Source organism: Planctomycetia bacterium (assembly GCA_021413845.1).
GTDB lineage: Bacteria > Planctomycetota > Planctomycetia > Pirellulales > PNKZ01 > PNKZ01.
Genome location: JAIOPP010000026.1, coordinates 89,694 through 107,192 on the forward strand (window position 1 = coordinate 89,694; position 17,499 = coordinate 107,192).

General features: G+C 61.3%; 11 protein-coding genes. 7 read left to right on the plus strand and 4 right to left on the minus strand.

Annotated features, from left to right (window positions below; all coding sequences use genetic code 11):
• The first annotated feature begins 42 nt into the window (after positions 1–42).
• From K8U03_05800 to K8U03_05820, 5 genes are all read left to right on the plus strand, one after another.
• The gene (locus K8U03_05800) at positions 43–993 is read left to right on the plus strand and encodes a nucleotidyl transferase AbiEii/AbiGii toxin family protein (protein MCE9604404.1); all 951 of its coding nucleotides are present in this window, start codon (positions 43–45) and stop codon (positions 991–993) included.
• 43 nt (positions 994–1,036) lie between these two features.
• Complete coding sequence (locus K8U03_05805; protein MCE9604405.1) at positions 1,037–2,233, plus strand: DNA topoisomerase IV subunit A; 1,197 nt, start codon at positions 1,037–1,039, stop codon at positions 2,231–2,233.
• Positions 2,234–2,334: 101 nt separating this feature from the next.
• Positions 2,335–3,381, plus strand: a complete 1,047-nt coding sequence (locus K8U03_05810; protein ID MCE9604406.1) for a prepilin peptidase — start codon at positions 2,335–2,337, stop codon at positions 3,379–3,381.
• 211 nt (positions 3,382–3,592) lie between these two features.
• Positions 3,593–4,309, plus strand: coding sequence for a sialate O-acetylesterase (locus K8U03_05815; protein ID MCE9604407.1), 717 nt, complete (start codon positions 3,593–3,595; stop codon positions 4,307–4,309).
• A gap of 97 nt (positions 4,310–4,406) precedes the next feature.
• Positions 4,407–5,690, plus strand: a complete 1,284-nt coding sequence (locus tag K8U03_05820) for a PQQ-like beta-propeller repeat protein (protein MCE9604408.1) — start codon at positions 4,407–4,409, stop codon at positions 5,688–5,690.
• A gap of 100 nt (positions 5,691–5,790) precedes the next feature.
• Here the strand turns inward: K8U03_05820 and K8U03_05825 are convergent, their stop codons facing one another.
• A complete protein-coding gene (locus K8U03_05825; protein ID MCE9604409.1) occupies positions 5,791–6,171 on the minus strand; it encodes a BON domain-containing protein in 381 nt (126 codons plus the stop codon).
• 589 nt (positions 6,172–6,760) lie between these two features.
• Here K8U03_05825 and K8U03_05830 point away from each other — a divergent pair.
• Complete coding sequence (locus K8U03_05830; protein MCE9604410.1) at positions 6,761–8,830, plus strand: heparinase II/III family protein; 2,070 nt, start codon at positions 6,761–6,763, stop codon at positions 8,828–8,830.
• A gap of 23 nt (positions 8,831–8,853) precedes the next feature.
• On the opposite strand, the gene K8U03_05835 is transcribed toward K8U03_05830, so the two are convergent.
• The gene (locus tag K8U03_05835; GenBank protein ID MCE9604411.1) at positions 8,854–10,530 is read right to left on the minus strand and encodes a D-aminoacylase; all 1,677 of its coding nucleotides are present in this window, start codon (positions 10,528–10,530) and stop codon (positions 8,854–8,856) included.
• Positions 10,531–10,721: 191 nt separating this feature from the next.
• On the opposite strand from K8U03_05835, the gene K8U03_05840 reads away from it, so the two are divergent.
• Positions 10,722–12,275, plus strand: a complete 1,554-nt coding sequence (locus K8U03_05840; protein ID MCE9604412.1) for a glycoside hydrolase family 5 protein — start codon at positions 10,722–10,724, stop codon at positions 12,273–12,275.
• Positions 12,276–12,326: 51 nt separating this feature from the next.
• Here the strand turns inward: K8U03_05840 and K8U03_05845 are convergent, their stop codons facing one another.
• Both K8U03_05845 and K8U03_05850 read right to left on the minus strand, forming a co-directional pair.
• Positions 12,327–13,592 (minus strand): exo-alpha-sialidase, encoded by a 1,266-nt coding sequence (locus K8U03_05845; protein MCE9604413.1) that lies wholly within the window; start codon positions 13,590–13,592, stop codon positions 12,327–12,329.
• 35 nt (positions 13,593–13,627) lie between these two features.
• Positions 13,628–17,410, minus strand: coding sequence for a DUF4838 domain-containing protein (locus K8U03_05850; GenBank protein MCE9604414.1), 3,783 nt, complete (start codon positions 17,408–17,410; stop codon positions 13,628–13,630).
• Between the last annotated feature and the right edge of the window lie 89 nt (positions 17,411–17,499).

Here is a 17,499-nt window from a genome sequence, read left to right on the forward strand (position 1 = left end):
GTCGGTCATTTATTCGACAAAACTATCGGATAGAATGAGGTTATGGCAAACATCATTCCTGATTCATCGTTCCCTTCCATAGGTTCCACAGCTTCAGTCGCCGCGACGACCGCCGTCGTGCCGTATGAGACACAGATGGACCAAGACCTGAGGTTCGCAATGACCGAAGGAAGCATCTTTTTCGAAGGTCGTGGCAAGGTTCAAGAAAGCCTTAGCCGTATCGCCAAGAGCCTAAACGAATTGGGAATTCCATACGCCGTGGCAGGAGGAATGTCGCTCTACCTTCACGGCTATCGGCGTTATACCGAAGACGTGGACATCATCGTAACTAAGGAAGGAGCAAAGAGGATTTACGCCGAGTTGGAAGGCCGCGGTTATGTGCGACCTTTCGAAAAGAGCAAAAATCTTCGCGACACTCAAACTGGCGTGAAGATTGAGTTTCTTATCGCCGGAAGATTCCCGGGCGATGACAAGCCGAAATCGATTTCATTCCCGGATCCCGATACCGTCTACGAATTAAAGGATGGAATTCGAGTTCTTAATCTACCAACGATCGTCAGTTTGAAACTTGCTTCTTGGATGACTGGTCAAGATCGAGCCAAAGATTTGGGAGATGTTCAGGAGTTGGTGAAGACATTCGATCTGCCTGAAAGCTTTGTCGATTCGTTGCATCCTTACGTTAAAGAAGCGTTCAGTGACATGTGGCGCAAGATGCATGTTTCATCTGTTCGATACATGACGATCTGGCGTAATAAGTGGTTGACGAGCGAGGCCAAGACGATCGACGAAATGATCGTAATGCTTCGAGAAGCTTCCAACGAGTTGGAGGCGATGCGAGCGGAAGGCGTAGTTCTAGACGCCAATGACGGCGTGTCTGATGACTATGCGTATCTCTATACGGAAAACAAGTCGGTTGCAGACAAATACGGCATGCAACCGGAATCTGAGTTTTTCGACGACGATGAGATCGATGATGAAGCGCCGAAGAATTAGCGATTTATTGTACATTTGACACGGAAGGCTGCGGCATCTGATCATGACGAAGAAACCTGCGAAGTCCGGCTCCTCCTCTTCTTCTTCGGCTCCGGCCGCTACGTTGAATGCGAAAGACAAGAAGACGCTCAACTCGCTCGGCGAGATGGCCGGTAAGGTCGTCGATAGCGCGCAGAAAGGTCGCGCGCCGCAGCTCGATATCCCCTCGCGCTCTCTCTCCAACGTCCGCTTCAACAAGACGAAGCGGTTCCTCGAGATGGGCTCGGGCACCAATAGCCGCGAGTTGTTCAACCTCTCGCAGGCGAAAGCCTACATGCAGACGCTGCTCATCGGCAGCGGGTGCAAACGGCTGATCCAAGAAGGGAAGACGACGAGCTTGCGGGGTCTCTATTACATGCTCAAGCACACGATCGAAGGAACCAAGGAAGAAACCTTCGACGGCCAGGAAGACTCCGACACGATCATCGAAGACGTCGAAGTCACGCTCAACTCGCTCCGCGAAGAGATGCACCTCTATGCGAGCAACCGCGGTAACTTAGTCGGCCCGTTGACGCTCGTCGACAACGGCGACACGATCGACTGCACGCGGATGGGCTCAGCCGGCTACAGCATCCCGTCGATCTGCGAGCCCGACGTGATCAAGTTCGACGATTGCTCGGCCGATTTTATCCTGCATGTCGAAAAAGATACGGTTTGGCGCCGCTTCTCCGAAGACAAATTCTGGCGCAAGTACAACTGCATCGTCACCCACGGCGGCGGGCAACCGCCGCGCGGCGTACGCCGGTTGCTGCATCGATTGCACAACGAACTGCAACCCGGCGGCAAGAAGCGCACGAGCGACGAACAAAAGAAAATCCCCGTCTATTGCCTCCTCGATAACGATCCCTGGGGTTACTACATCTATAGCGTGCTCAAGCAAGGCTCGATCAACCTCGCGTTCGAGAGCGTGCGGATGGGGATTCCCGAAGCGAAATACATCGGGCTGCGCAGCAAAGATTTCGAGCGCTGCCAACTCTCGAACAGCGTGAAGATCAACCTTAACGATCAAGACGTGAAGCGGGCCAAGCAGATCGCCGAGTACCCTTGGTTCAAAGATAAGAAGATGTGGCAGAAGGAAATCGAGCTGATGCTCAAGAACGGCTTCAAGCTCGAAGTCGAATCTTTGATCTCGAAAGACATCAGCTACGTCACCGAGGAATACGTTCCGGCCCGGCTGGAAGAGAAGGATTGGCTGGATTAACACAGGGGTCAGGGGTCGGAGGTCAGGGGTCGGACTTGCGTGTCCGCTTCTCTTTCCCAACCTCTGACATCCGACCCCCGACCCCTGACCCCTGATCTCAAATGCCCTTCTTACCGCTGGCCCATCTCGCCGTGTTTCCTTACGAACCGCCGATCCTGACGGCGGCGGTGCTGCTTTTGTTTTTGATGTTCCTCGGCGGGTCGATCGGCAGCTTTCTCAACGTCGTCATCTATCGGCTGCCGGCGGGCCTGAGTATCGTGAGCCCGCGGTCGCGCTGTCCGAATTGCTTCACGCCGATTCTGACGCGCGATAACCTGCCGGTCATCGGTTGGCTCCTGCTTCGCGGTCGCTGCCGCGCTTGCCGCACGCCGATCTCGATGCGCTATCCGCTCGTCGAATTCACGGCCGCGATGATCTTCACGGCCCTGGCCTGCGGCGAGCCTCTGTTTCAAGGTTGGTCGTTGCCGATTTCGCTCGACGACGCCGATCGCTATCCGCTGTTCGGCATGTGCGTCTACCACTTCGCGCTGCTCGCGGGCCTCGGTGCCGCGACGATGATCGTGTACGACGGCGCCGTCGTGCCGGTGAAGTTTTGGCGCTTGCTGCTGATCCTCGGTTTCATGCCGCCGCTTATTTGGCCGCTGCTCCGTCCGGTGCCGATGCCGATCGTCGATCTCACGTTCGGCCGCATCGCCGTCGGCCTCGTCGAAGGAACGGCGGGCCTCCTCCTCGGCCTACTTCTCGGAGTCGCTTCTTGGCCGGCGGCGTCGCACAACGCGCGGGCTCGAGCAGGCCATGTCGATGCCGCGGCGATGCTCGGCGCCATCGGTTTGTTTCTCGGCTGGCAAGCGGTCGCCGGCATCGGCCTCGCAGCGGCTTGCGCTTGGAGCCTGCGACAAATCATCTATTGTCTCGGCCTGAAGCCACGAGTCCCTTGGCAAGCGTATCCGGCCGTGGCGGCGCTCGGGTGGATACTCTTGTGGCGGCCGATCGTCGAACGGGCTCTCTTTTCGGAACGCAGCTTGTTCGGTGCCGAGGCACCCGTTTGGGTCGCTCCGGCTGCGCTAGTGCTGACGTTCGCGGCATCGCTCGCGGGCCGCAAGCTCGGCGAAGTCGCAAGCCGCGAAAGCCACTCCGCGGCGAGTTAACGAGCCGCGCCGAGAGGCCGAACGTTCTGCCATTCGCGACGACGTTCATGCCGGTGTTCGTGCCGGCGCTCGGAAAAAATCATCCTCGGCGATCGAATTCGAGTAGGGACGTCGACTCGGCAATCGATTATTCTGAAAAGCGGAATTGCCGACCATCCGGCTCCCTTTCGCTTTCCGCTTCGACCCTAGCCCTGCTTTCGAGACTCTCCCGATGACGCGCTCGCTTTCGGCATCTGTTTGGTTGCTCCTGTCGGCCCTGGTTTGCTTGCCGAGCGGCTTCGCATCGGAGGCGCGTGCCGAGGGGCCGAAGCCGATCGTCGCGGCCGATTATCCCGGCACGATCCAAGTCGCTTGCATCGGCGACAGCATTACCCAAGGGATCGGCTCTACGAAACCGTGGGTGAAGATGCTCGGCGAGGCCTTCGGTTCGAAATGGAAGTTCCACAATTTCGGCATCAGCGCTCGTACGTTGCTCACCCACGGCGACTTTCCTTACGTCAAGGAAAAACAGTGGCCGAAGGTTCTCGAACTGAAGCCCGACGTGGTGCTCATCGCCCTCGGCACGAACGACAGCAAGCCGCACAACTGGAAACACAAAGCCGAGTTTGCCGGCGACTATCGCAAGCTGATCGACGACCTCCGGCTCGCGAATCCGAAAGTGCGCATCTATTGCCTCCTGCCGATCCCCGCCTATCCGGCCAACTTCGGCATCACCGACGAAGTGATCTCGAAGGAAGTGTTGCCGCTGGTGCGCAAGGTCGCGGCCGACGCGAAATGCGACCTGATCGATCTCAATACGCCGATGCTCGAGAAAGCGACGTTCGTTCCCGACAAGGTCCATCCGAACATCGACGGACATCGCCTGATGGCCGGCACGATCTACGAAGCCCTCGCCGGCACGAAAGCGCCGACCGACGCGATTAAGTAGCGCGACCCTTTGCAATCCACACATTCGACCGCACTTATTTTCTCTCATGAGCATAGCCATGATTCTCCGCTCGCTTCCGTTGCGTCCCGTCTCGGCGATGTTGCTGCTCGCACTGTTGCCGGGCTGCAACGAAAGCAAAGCCCCCGCCGCACCGGTAGCTCCCGTCGTGTTGACGACCGATCCGATCACGTTCGGGCCGAACGATTGGCCCTGGTGGCGCGGTCCGAATCGCGACGGCATCGCGATCGGGAATCAGGACCCGCCGCTCACTTGGAGCGAGACGGAAAACGTGATCTGGAAAACCCCGATCGCCGGACGGAGCCACGGCGCGGCGACGGTCGTCGGCGAGCGCGTATTTCTCGCGAAGGCCGATGTCGAGAACCAGTCGCAAGCGGTTCTCTGCTTCGATCGGCAAACCGGCAAGCCGCTCTGGGAAACGGAACTCCATCGCGGCGGCTTCGACAAAAAAGGAAACCAAAAAAGCTCCCACGCTTCCGTGACGCCGGCCTGCGACGGCACGCGCGTCTTCGTCAACTTCCTGCACGACGGGGCCGTCTTCGCGTCGGCGCTTTCCGTGACCGGTGAGAAGCTGTGGGAAACGAAGATCACGGACTTCGTCAACCATCAGGGCTTCGGCTCGTCGCCGGCGATCTATCAATCGCTCGTCATCGTGACGGCCGACAACAAAGGGACCGGCGCGATCGCGGCTCTCGACCGCGCGAGCGGAGCGGTCGTCTGGAAGCAAGAGCGGCCGAAAGTTCCGAACTACACTTCGCCGATCATCTTGAAAGTCGACGGCCGCGAGCAACTCTTCATCACCGGTTGCGATCTGGTGAGCAGCTTCGATCCCGCGACGGGAAAGAAAATCTGGGAGTTCCCCGGGGCGACGACCGAATGCGTGATCTCGACCGTCACCGACGGGAAAGCGATCTTCACCAGTGGCGGTTACCCGAAGAACCACTTCGCGGCGGTCCGCGCCGACGGGTCGGGCACGGTCCTCTGGGAAAACAAGTCGCGCGTGTACGTGCCGTCGCCGCTCGTGCGCGACGGCTATCTCTACGCCGTGATGGACGCCGGCGTGGCGATGTGTTGGAACAGCGCGACCGGCGAAGAGATGTGGAAGGGGCGCCTCGGCAGCGACTTCAGCGCCTCGCCCGTGCTCGTCGGCGATAAACTCTTCGCGGTGAGCGAAAAAGGAAAGACCTCGATCCTGAGAGCGACTCCGAAGGAATTCGAACTGATCGGCGAAAACACGCTCGGCGACGAAACCTTCGCCACGCCGACCTTCTGCGGCAACCGAATTTACATGCGCGCCGCCACGACGACCGACGGCAAACGCCAAGAGACGCTGTACTGCCTAGGGAAGCCCGACGCTAAGTAGCGGGCGGAAGCGGCGATTAGGGATCGGTGGTCCGTCGACGCCGTCACCTTGCCTGTGATCGACGCGACGAACCACCGACCACCAGGCGCCGACCGGATCTTTACCGCAGGCGAGACGGGATGCTCGGCGACGAAAAGCTCGGAGCATATTGGAGCTCGGCGATCGTGATCTCTTCGATCACTTTGACCACGCCGGGGACGCGCTTCGCGTTCGCATGCGCCAGTTGGCGCTCGTAATAGCTTCGCACCCGTCCGCGAAGCGTAACGTTGCCCGCTCGAACCGCGATCTCGAGGGTTCTTAAGATCGGCACATGCAACTCCGCCAAAGCATGGGCCACGCGGAGCGCGATGGCGCGATCGCTTGCATTCGGAGTTGCATCTTCGGAGTCGGATGCGACCTCGATCGGCGGAAGCGCCGCGGCGGGAGGAACCTCGAAGAAGGGAACGAACGTCACGGAAACCGTATTAGTGAAACCAACCATGGTAAAAGCCTTTGAACGAATGTGTCGGAGTAACGAAAGCAGCGAACTCGTTGCGCATCGAATAAGACCGACTACATAGGCAGCGACGCATGACGTACTCCATTCGGCTGGGTGACTTGGTTCGAGGGTCGGACTAGGTGCCGCGACCGCCGGAGAACTTTCCGTTTCCCGTTGCGACACGCGCCGCGGTACTTTTCTCCGGCGGTACGCGACGACCATGCCCTGCCCTCGGCAGACGTGTGCAGGAAACGCTTCCGTCCCTCGCGAGCATTTCGCAAACCCTGCGCCGATCGCGTCGAAATCCGGCGCCTCGAGCCCGTCGCCCGGTTTGCCGCGGAGTTTTCGCGCCGCGACGAAAGCCCATCCGTAGCGGGAAAAATCGAACGCTCATACGGCGCCCGTTGCCGTCCGTGCCCGCTAGGGGGCGCCGCGGAAAATCCATCGCATTTCACGGAGCGCGTCGATATCCCGCTGCCTCAACGGAACCGCGGCTTCCGTCAACCGTCGCGAGTTCGTCGTCTGCGCAGGCCTCGATCGATTATGATGCTCATCGAACCCACACGGAACCAACCTCGAGACGGCGGTCGAGATGAAGCTACGCGTCGCGCCTACCTTCTTCGGTCTTGCTGCGATGCTCTGCCTCGTCGGCATTGCGCAGGGCGGCGATCCGGCGCCGAATTTCAAACGATCCCCCAGGCTGGCTACGACTCCCGAAGAGTTGGCGGCCGAGTGGAAGAGCCCCGGCTTTCCGGCTCGACGGGAAGCCGTGTTGAAGGTGGCCGAAGGGCTCGTCGCCGATCCCCCGCCGCTTCCTACAGGCTTCGGCTCGTGGACGTTCTACTACGCCTGCCCGGACGATGGCACCGACTTGCGTCCGCTCTCGCCGCTGGAACACGAATGCCCGAAATGCAAGAAGCGCTATGGCGACGAGCGGACCGTCGCCGCGTATCGCGGGCGGATGCACTACCGGCTCGACGACGCCGCGCTCCGGCTCGGTTGGGCCTATGCCTACACGCACGACGAGCGCTTCGCAGCCGGTGTGCGGCGAATCTTGCTTCATTTGGCCGACGCATACGATGCGTATCCATCGCGGCTCGATCGCTGGGGGCGGCGCGGTTGGTTCGCGCCGTTGGGAGGGAGGCGCTATGTGCAAAGCCTCGACGAAGCAGTCGGCGTGATCGACTTGGCGAAGGCGTACGATCTCACACGCGAGGCCAAGGCTTGGCAAGCGGCCGATGCGGCGCATGTCGAAAAAGATTTCTTTCGCGCTACGGCCGACACGCTCCTGTGGTTCAATCAAGGGATCAACAACCATCAAACTTGGTACGACGCCGGACTCATGGCGATCGCCTCGGTGCTGGCCGATGCCGAGCTGGTAGAAAAAACGCTCACGATGCACGGCGGATTCTACGACCAACTCCAGCGCAGCTTCGGCGACGACGGTCTGTGGTACGAAGGGGCGATGGCGTATCAGAACTACGCCCTGCAAGCGCTCGTCGCTACGGTCGACGCCGGCCGCCGGCTCGGGCTGCCGCTACACGAGTCGCCGCGCTTTCGCTTGTTGATCGCGAGCTCGTTGAAAGTCGCGTATCCCGACGGCACGTATCCGGCCATCAACGATAGCGACCCGAGCAGCTTTCGGAGCTTCGCCTGGTCGTACGATTGGGCTTGGCGCATCTACGGCGAGCCGCGCTTTGCGCAAGCCGCGGCTTGGGGAGACCCGCGAAAGCTGGCCGAAATGTTGGGTCCGGAAGCCAAGCCCGAGTGGCCTTTGGAAACGAAAACGGTCGATCTCTCCGCCTTGGGGATCACGATTCTCCGCGCAGGTTCAGGCCCCGAGCAGGCTTGCGTCTTCTTCGACTACGGCAAGCATGGCGATGGGCACGGGCACTACGACAAGCTCAACATCACCTTGTTCGCCAACGGTCGCGAGTGGCTGCTCGATCCGGGCCGCATCGGCTACAGCCATCAGGAATACAAGACTTGGGTCAAGCATACGGTGGCGCATAACACGGTCGTCGTCGAGGAAGCCGATCAAGCGGCCACGACCGGTAAGTTGCTCTGGTTGAAGGTCGACGACGCAGGAACGACCTGCGCCGCCGAATGCCGCTCGGCGTATTCCGGCGTGACGTTGCGCCGCTCATTGCGTCTCACCCCGAAGATGCTCGTCGATCTATACGAAGTCGCGGCGGATCGGCCCGTGCAACTCGATTGGCTCGCGCATGCGAAGAGCGCGACCGTCGAACCTGTCGCAGCAGCGGAAGCAGCTAAGCTCGCTGCCACGCCGATCGAGTCGCTCGGCCGCGGCGTCGGCTACCGGCATCTTACGGCAGCTCGCAGCTGGCCGAGCCGCGCGACTTCGACTTGGGATTTCACCGCAGACGCCTTGAAGTTGCGCGTGTGGTGCCGTGGCGATGCGGCCGAAGAAGCGTTTACCGCCGTGGGCATCGGGCAGACCGTCGATCAGAAAACACCGACGTTGCTACGTCGCCGACGGGCCGCCGAACAAGCCCGCTTCGTCACGGTCTACGATCTCAGCGGCAACGCCGGTTACGTCACGGGCCTCGAACCATCCTCCGACGCCGACCCTGACGAAGTCGTCGTGCGCACGACCGACGGCGTGTCGCGCATTCGGTTCGCGAAGCCGGAGACGAAGTGACGCACGCGTCGGTCTAGTTCCGTCTAGTTCCGTTCGGATTCGCGTTCCGGCAATGGTCGACCTGGAAGGTTACCGGTCATGCGGCCGGCGTGGAGCACGAAGCGGCCCCGAATCAACACCTGGTCGACGCCGATGGAGTATTGGTGCGGCTCCATGAATGTCGCTTTCTCGGCGATCGTCTTAGGATCGAAGACGACCACATCGGCCCAGTTGCCCGGCGCAATCGTCCCCCGATCTTTCCAGCCTAATCGCTTGGCGGGAAGCGACGTCATCTTGAAGATCGCCTCTTCCAGCTTGAGCACGCCGCGCTCGCGAACGTAGTGCCCGAGCACGCGCGGGAAGCAGCCGTAAGACCGCGGATGGGGATTGTCTTTGCCGAACTCGTAGACGTTGCCGTCCGACGCGATCGATGTGAGAGGATGTTGCATCACGCGATCGACATCGCCGCCCGGACGGTCGTCGATCGTGTGGTTGATGCCGATCGCCTCGCGACCTACTAAGTCGACCAATACTTCGGCGCCGTTGCGCACGGTCACTTCGAGGCCGCGCAGGCGCAGAATCTCCGTCAGGTTCTTGCCTGTCAGGGGTGGATCTTGCGGTGCCCGAGCTACTTGAACGCGAGCCAGCGCCACGGCGATGTGCAGCGGATCGTTCGAGCGTTGGCCGGTCTCGAAAAGTTTACGCAGGAAGACTTCTTCGACACCGGCCACGACCGCGGCGCGCTCCTTCGGATCGGCGATGCGGCGGCGATAGGCCTCGAGCCCGCCGGAAAGAGAAGCCTGCGGGACATAAAACGAAAGACTCCCGCTCCCGGCGGCATAAGGATATTGGTCGAGCGTGACGTCGAGCCCCGAGGCCCGCGCCTCGTCGATTCGCTGGAGCGTGAGCCGCGTCAGCCCGAAGACGGAGACGGCCGAAATCTTGTGATGCGAGATATGAATCGGCACTCCGGCCTCGCGGCCGATCTTCAAAGCCTCGTCGAGCGCCTCGAAGACCTTGGTCCCTTCGTCGCGAATATGCGTGACGTAGATTCCACGAAACGGAGCGAGCTCCTTCGCCAGTTCGATCAGCTCTTCGGTCGTCCCATAAGCGCTCGGGCTATACGTTAAACCGGTCGACATGCCGACCGCCCCGCTCTGCATCGCCTCGCGTACCAACTTCTTCATGTGAGCGAGTTGCTCGGCGGTCGGCACCACGTTCAAAGTGCCGACCGCTTCGCGTCGCACGGTCCCATGGCCGATCAACAGCGCGATGTTCGGGCCCGTGCCGCCGTCGCGCAGCCGGTCGAAGAACTTAGCGATATCGGCCGGCGAGCTGCCGCAGTTGCCGCACACCAGCGTCGTGACACCTTGCCGAATGTAGTTCTCCGCGGCGCGGAACTGCACGATGCCCGTATCGGCGTGGCTATGCAGATCGATGAAGCCCGGGCAGACGATGCGGTCGCGCGCGTCGATCGTTTCCTTAGCCGCAACGTTCAGCTCCGTCCCGACGGCCGTGATCCGTCCCGCATCGATCGCGACATCCGCCCGCACACCGGGACGCCCCGTACCGTCGACGACGATCCCGTTGCGAATCAGCACCTCGACCACGGTGCCGGGCTTCTCCGCCGGCGGTCGAGGTTCGGCGGCGGCTGCGGATCCGCAGACGATTGCCAGCGTCGCCGCAATCCACACCGTAGAGATATTGAGTCGTCGCTTCATGATCGTTTCCGTTCCGGCGAATGCCTGGCTCTCTCGACCGACTGCGACATAATAACTCACCGGGTTCACGATCGCCGGCAATTGCTTGACGCCCGCACGATTCCTCGTTGCGGCGGAAGCGTTATGATAACGACACCGAACCTCGCCGTGCGGCAGCCGCATCGCTCCTGCTTTCTCCCGGAATGCGCCTTATGAAAACGTCGTACTCTCCGCTGAATCGAGGCTTGTTCCTCTGCGTCGCGCTCACGACCATTTCGCGGAGCCTCGCGGTCGAGCCTTCGCCGCTGGAGCTCAGCCTCGTCGACTTCGAGGATCCGCGGGCGATTCGTCTGTCGTCGAATCAGGCGGAGTCGCAGATCGTGAAAGTCGCCGGCGGCGCGGCGCTCGAGATTGCGACCATGGCCGATGCGCAGTACCCGAGCGTGCGCGTCGAGCCGGTTGCCGGCAAATGGGACCTTTCGGGCTACGAGGCCGTTACGGCCGAGGTTCGCAATCCGGAAGACGCGCCGCTGCGCGTGCTGCTCGCCGTCAACAATCCCGGGGCCGACGGTCGCAACCGTTGCAGCACGGCTTCGCTTGCGCTCGGGCCTCGCGAGACCGGGACGTTGACCGTCTCCTTCGGCAAGTGGCACGGCGAGGCTAGGCCTTTCGATTCGTCGAACGTCGTTTCGTTCGACATCTTGCTCGATCGACCCGGTCGTGCGCACCGTTTCACGGTCGACAACGTGCGCGCGGTACGCAGCGAGCGCTTTGACCTTCGGCGCGCGATGGCCGATCCGTTCTTCCAAACGCTCGCGCTGCCCGAGGGGCGCAGCATCCATCTCGGGCGTGGAATCAATCTCGGCAACGCGCTCGAGGCTCCGCGTGAAGGGGAATGGGGCGTGACGCTCGAAGAAGAGTACTTCCGGGCGATCGCCGCCGCCGGCTTCGATTCGATTCGGCTGCCGGTTCGTTGGTCGGCGCATGCCGCACCGACCGCGCCGTATACCATCGAGCCGGAATTCTTCGCGCGGGTCGATTGGGCCGTCGAACAAGCCTTCTCGCGCGGCCTAGCCGTCGTGCTCAACGTGCATCATTACTCGGAAATGGATGAACGGCCCGACGAACATCTTCCGCGCTTGCTCGCTCTGTGGCAGCAGATCGCCGAGCATTATCGCGAACTTCCGCCGACGCTGGCCTTCGAGCTTTTGAACGAACCGCACGACAAGCTGACGGCGGCAAAGTGGAACGGGATCTTGAAAGACGTTCTCACAGTCGTTCGCCGAACGAACCCGACCCGAACGGTCGTCGTCGGCCCGGTCGCTTGGAACGGCATCGGCGAATTGAAGTCGCTCGAGCTCCCCGAGGCCGATCGCCATCTGCTCGTCACGGTCCACTACTACGGACCGTTCGCGTTCACGCATCAAGGGGCGCACTGGATCGATGCGAAGTCGCGGCCGCCGATCGGAACCCGCTGGTCGGGCACCGAGGCCGAGCGCGAGGCCGTGACGCGCGACTTCGATACGGCCGCGCTGTGGGGCTTGAAACATCGTCGGCCGATCTATCTCGGCGAGTTCGGCGCGCTCGGCAAGGCCGATTTGGAAAGCCGCGCTCGGTGGACGAAGTTCATCGCCGAGGAAGCGGCGAGCCGGCGGATGGGGTTTGCGTACTGGGAATTCTGCTCCGGCTTCGGGGCCTACGATTCCGCGCGCCACGCCTGGATCGAGCCACTCCGCGAAGCATTGGTTCCGACGACGAAGAAGTAACGGGCCACACGAGTCATGAGAACCGAATGCCGCTTGCTCGATCGTCGGCGATCAGACCAAGCGATTCGGGCGCGACCAGCGGATGCGTCCGAGCAACAAGTCGCCGCGAAAATGGCGCTTCGGCAGCACTTCGCCGTCGCAGACCCACGACTCGTCGGGCGTAATGTTGACCGTCTGATGGTTGCCCATCAAGGCCACGTCGTCGGGCGCGTTTTGGCCGTCGCCGACTAACGGGAACACGACGCGCTCGGTATCGCGGATCAAGCGCAGCGTGGCAAGATCGACTTGGGCGATAAACATCGGCGAGCGCCAGACGATGACCTTCTCGTTCGCTGCATCTTTGCGAGTGTAAACCAAAAACAGTCCGTCGGAATGGGCGAGCCAATGCTGTTGCGTAGACGACATCGTGATCGGCTCGCCGTCGTCCCACATCCAGGGGCGCTTGTCTTGGAAATCGAGCCCGTCGTCGCTCGCGGCTACATAACCTCGTTGATCTTCGGCCCGCAGGGTGACATAGAACGTATCGCGATATCGGATCAGCGACGGCTCGAGCAAGCCTCGTCCGGCGGCTTGTTTGATCTCGCGGCCGACGCGGTCGATCGCCAACGTCCGGCCGTCGAACTTGCAACGGACCCCGATCGCCGAACGGGAAGTCGTCTTCGGGCCGCACGACATCACGAAATGCACGTCGCCGTTGTCGAGCGTGACGCGCTGGCAGTTGTTGTTCGTATAGATGAACACGCCGCGCGGATCATCCCAGGCGAGCGTGCGCTTCTCGGACCACGTGCCGTCTTTGTAGGTCGCATAGACGATCGAGCGCGGCGGCTGGTCGTTGAAGAAGCGCCCCTGGCGATAGAACATCGATTGACCGACCGCGAGCACCGAGCGGGTCGGCGGATGATACTCGGGCACCACGTCGCACACCGCTTCTTCCGTGCCGTCGGCCAGCTTGGTGCGTCCGAGCGAGGGGATTATCTGCGGCTCGGTCCAGGTGCGGCCGATGTCGGTCGACTCCATCCACTGCACGGGCCCGAAGTAGTCGGAGCCGGAAATCGTCTGCAAGGTCATGAGCACGCGCGGCCCTTGTGCGCCGGGCTCTTGTTTACCGGGAATCGCACAAGGTCGCGGATGAAACCAGGTCGGGCCGGAGCCGTCCCGTCCGCGGCGAAGCGTCGTCTTTTCGATGTCGGCGATCAGTTCCTGGTTCGGTGCCGCCGCCGAAGCGAGGCGCGGTACGGTGCACGGCAAAGCGACCGGCGCTGTGAGAGTAGCGAGGCTTTGCGCAACGAACCGGCGACGTGAAAGAGACATGGCGATGCATCACCCGATTGTTGCTGGGAACGTGCCGATCGTCATCGTGCGGCCTCGGAAGCCTGGGCTTCCACGGCATGGAGCGGACGCCAAATGCCCCCGGCGCCGACTTTATTATGCACTCGCACATAGAGCACGTTCTGCTCGCCGAGTTTCAGTTGACCGGCCGGTACATCGACGATGAACGGCTCGTCGTAGAGCGCGGTGAAAGCCTTCTTCTCGGATTTTTCGGAGTGCTCGCCGACTAACTTGCCGTTGAGATAGATCCAAGCCTGCTCGTCGACGCCGGCGAACATCAGGCGCAGCGTTTTGTCTTGCCAAGTCTGCGGGACCGCAAATGGGACTCGATACCAACCATCTCCCAACAGGTTGCCGATAGCCTCGTTCTCGGCCCAATACGAGGGAACCTGAATCGGAATCCAGTCGGCCTCGGAGTAGCGAGCCGGCTTGAACCACTCTTCTTGCTCCCCGATCTCGCTCGGATCGGCTCGGAACTTCCAATCTTTTAAGACGAGGCTCGGGCCCTTGTCGATCCGCGCTTTCCATTGGTCGGGAACCTCGAAGGAATCTCGATAACCTTTTTCCCGGATCAGCTTCAGCGGATGCACCGCCGACGATGCCGCTCCGCCGTCGACGCTGAACGACAGCTCTCCGTTGCTGCGTGGGTCGTCGAAGGGGGTGCCGCCGGGAATGAGCGACCAGACGTAGGTCTCGCCCGGCACGGATTCCGTGGAAGTCGTGCGTCGGAAGTTGACGAACCAATTTGTGCCCTGCTTGATCGCCGCGGGAGGGATCGAACGAACGGGAATGGTCATCAGCACGGTCAAGCGATGGGCCTGAGGATCGTAAGCGGCGGTATGCGTCCACTCGCCGCGCCACAAGGTGTCGAACTTCCCGTAGCCGAGGTTCATCAAGTCTTCGATGAGCCCCCGTGCGGCCTGGGTGCGAGAGTCGGGCTTGAGGCCGGCGGCGAATCGATAGGTGACGGGGGAGCCCGCGACGGGCATCAGATACGCTTCCATTCGCTCGCGCTCGACTGCTTCCGGCGCGGCACCGGCCGGCAAGTCGCTTTCGAAGCGGAGATACAGCTGACGATCGTCGTACAAGGCGCGAACTTGCGTGCTGAGAGGCTTCGCGTTCGCCGCATTCGTTGAGAGAAGCGGTTGGGCCGCGACGCTCTCCCAACGAGGAGAGTCGATCAGCACGGTTTCCTTAGCGGCAGCGGCAAGCAACTGCTTCGCGTTCGGCAGCGGGGCTTGTCGCTTGGCCGTGGTGTCCCAATTGAAGAAGCTGCTCTTATAGGGCTCTTGATAGCCATCGTACGTGAGCTTCAGCATGGCAGCCCCGTGGCCCGTGGGTGGGAACAGCGTGTACGGCCAAGCCTGCGGCCCACTCCCCTTCGCGAAGAGCTTGTCGACCTCGGCGCGGAGAGCGTCGATCGAACCCAGCAAGCGATCCAGCGAACCAGTATCGGGCGAGATTTGATAAGCGTTGTAAAGGTGAACGGCTTTGACCACTCCCTTGAGATAGTCGAACTCTTTCCGGACGAGCGCCAAACGCGTTTGAACCTTGGGGCTCGCGTCGGCCTTCTCGGCTAAGGCCAACTGTTTCTCCAGCGCTTGAACGAGCTCGACGGGGTAGAGGAACGCGATCACCGACTCGGGGCTGGAGAGATGCTTGTGGCCGCGACCATACATATCTTTGAAGGCCCAGCCGTCTTCGCGCGTCGCCATGTAACTGGAATAAATTTCCAGCGAACGATAAAGCTGATCGTAGAAACTCATCATGGCGGGAGCCGATTTGCCGAAGGCGGCACCGACATACTCGATGACGAGGCTCTTGGCGGAGTGGGCGTCGCGGCCGTCGAACATCTTCCCCATCGTGTAATAGGTCGGCCCTTCCAGTCCGTACGCGATGCCGCCGTTGCCGTCGCGCGTGATCGAGTGGACCTCGGCTGCCATCAATCGCTTGGCCGCTTTTTCGACGTAGAGCGGCGTCCGCATCGGGAAGTAACGGGGCATCATGTTCGGGCACCAGTAATAGAGATACGTGGTGAACCCTTGCGGTGCGCCGAAATTTTTCCACGCGGCGATCTCCGGATCGCGGGTGCCGCACAGACCCAGCCGGACGTTGGGCGGAAACGAATCAAACGTCTTGGGGAGGGTCTCGGTAACCGCATAGACGGCGATCGTCACGATCCGATCGGGATATTCGCGCTGGGCTCGTTCGGCGAGCCGGCGATGCAGAATCCAGATCTTCTCGCTCCAGTCGGAGCCCGTTCCGAAAAGCTTCGTGCAAGCCTCGCACTCGCAACCTCGAAAGCCGTCGGGCTGTCCGATGTCGACGTTGCGGAAGCCTTGCTTGAAATGTTTTTCCAAATCTTCGTACAGCAACTTCTGCACTTCCGGATTCGAAATACAGAACTGCACTTGGCCTCCGCTGCCGTTAAGAACGCGCTTCCCGCCGAGCAAGGCGAAGTGTTCGGGATGCGCCGCGAAGGCCGCTTCGTCGGAGGGGATCGCGCGGTGCCAGGTGTGTCCGCCGAACGTGGTGTTGATTACCGGGAAGCGATTCTGCGCCAAGTTGTAAAAGCTGACCGTCGGCGGCCAAGTGATGTCGTAATCGAGCACCGGCAGCTTCTTCACATCGAGATCGGGCGGCACCGCGATTCTCGTCGTCGGCAGATACTCGATCGTGGGCGTGGTGAGCAAGTCGACGGCCGAGGTCTTGCCCAGCGCCAAAAAGCTCCGATTCTCCGGGAAGAGAAAACGGGTGCCGACGTAGAGTTGCAAGAAATCGACGACGGCTTTGGCCGTGCCGATGCGATCGAAGCCGGGACCGTTCTTCGTGTTCGGTCCTCGGCCCGGCGCGGCCTCATCGCAACCGGCGAGGATGATGTCGCGCCCGATCGCTTTGTGGACGTAGCTCCAGTCGTTGCTCTGCGACATGTCGACGCCATGCTTGCGCGCGAAGGCGGTGTTGCCGAGATAGAGCGCCGGCTTGGCGACGTCGCGAGCCGATTCGGTCGTGACGGCCAACTCGGCACCGTTGGCCTTGAAGGCGGTTTGCAGCAGACGCGCCACCTGCTGCATGTCTGCGCCGATGTCGGGAGTCGGGTAGTTGTCCGGCAGGACGATCTGATAATCGCTCGCTCCTTTTTCAGCGATCGTCAGCAGGGCCGTGCCGAGTTTTTCGTTAATCTGCTCGTTCAGCGCGCGCATCTTATCGCCCCAGATGGGAGCCATTTCCAGCAGATCGGAGCTGTCGTAGCGCTCCATGACCTGCTGCGCCTCACGATGTTTTCCTTGCTTGAGGAGAATCGTCGCTGAATGGATCGTCGCGCTGAGAGGGAGCCAGCCTGAAGATTTTCCTGCGCACTGAAACGACTTTTCGTAAGCCTCCAGCGCCGGCTGCGCATTAGTGGGAAGACTTTCGTAGAAAGTGCCCAGCTCGTGCCAGTGCTCTCCGTTTTTCGGCGAGCGCTCCACGGCCAGCTTCAGATCCTTCTCCGCCCGCGCCACGTCTTTCACGACGGCGTAGGCCTTGCCGCGCAGGCCTGCCGCGGCCGACACCTTCGCAGGGGCGACGTTCTTCCAGGCGGCGAGATCTTCGTCTTGGAACTGCCCGATCAGGTCGTTCCATTGACGAGCCGAGACCAGCGCGCGCATTTTGGCGAGCGTTGCTTCGACGTTCGCCTCGCCGTTCGCTCCAGCTTGGGAAGCGGCAGGCTTCCCCTCGTCGGCCGATGAGGAGCCGACGTTGGATACGACCAGGGCTAGCGCTACAAGAAACAGTGCGAGGAGCTTACGATTCGGCATGTTCATTCGGTTTTCCGAGGTGGGATGGCGGCGCTTCGAGAAGCAAGGCGGGGACGGCGTTTTCATCGTTCGGCGCCGGCGGGGTAATCCAGTTC

Excerpts from the sequence above, each read along its gene's own strand:
- K8U03_05830 (MCE9604410.1), top strand. The coding sequence starts at position 6,761 with ATGAAGCTACGCGTCGCGCCTACCTTCTTCGGTCTTGCTGCGATGCTC.
- K8U03_05815 (MCE9604407.1), top strand. The coding sequence starts at position 3,593 with ATGACGCGCTCGCTTTCGGCATCTGTTTGGTTGCTCCTGTCGGCCCTG.
- K8U03_05805 (MCE9604405.1), top strand. The coding sequence starts at position 1,037 with ATGACGAAGAAACCTGCGAAGTCCGGCTCCTCCTCTTCTTCTTCGGCT.
- K8U03_05850 (MCE9604414.1), bottom strand. The coding sequence starts at position 17,410 with ATGAACATGCCGAATCGTAAGCTCCTCGCACTGTTTCTTGTAGCGCTA.
- K8U03_05820 (MCE9604408.1), top strand. The coding sequence starts at position 4,407 with ATGTTGCTGCTCGCACTGTTGCCGGGCTGCAACGAAAGCAAAGCCCCC.
- K8U03_05835 (MCE9604411.1), bottom strand. The coding sequence starts at position 10,530 with ATGAAGCGACGACTCAATATCTCTACGGTGTGGATTGCGGCGACGCTG.
- K8U03_05825 (MCE9604409.1), bottom strand. The coding sequence starts at position 6,171 with ATGGTTGGTTTCACTAATACGGTTTCCGTGACGTTCGTTCCCTTCTTC.
- K8U03_05840 (MCE9604412.1), top strand. The coding sequence starts at position 10,722 with ATGAAAACGTCGTACTCTCCGCTGAATCGAGGCTTGTTCCTCTGCGTC.
- K8U03_05810 (MCE9604406.1), top strand. The coding sequence starts at position 2,335 with ATGCCCTTCTTACCGCTGGCCCATCTCGCCGTGTTTCCTTACGAACCG.
- K8U03_05800 (MCE9604404.1), top strand. The coding sequence starts at position 43 with ATGGCAAACATCATTCCTGATTCATCGTTCCCTTCCATAGGTTCCACA.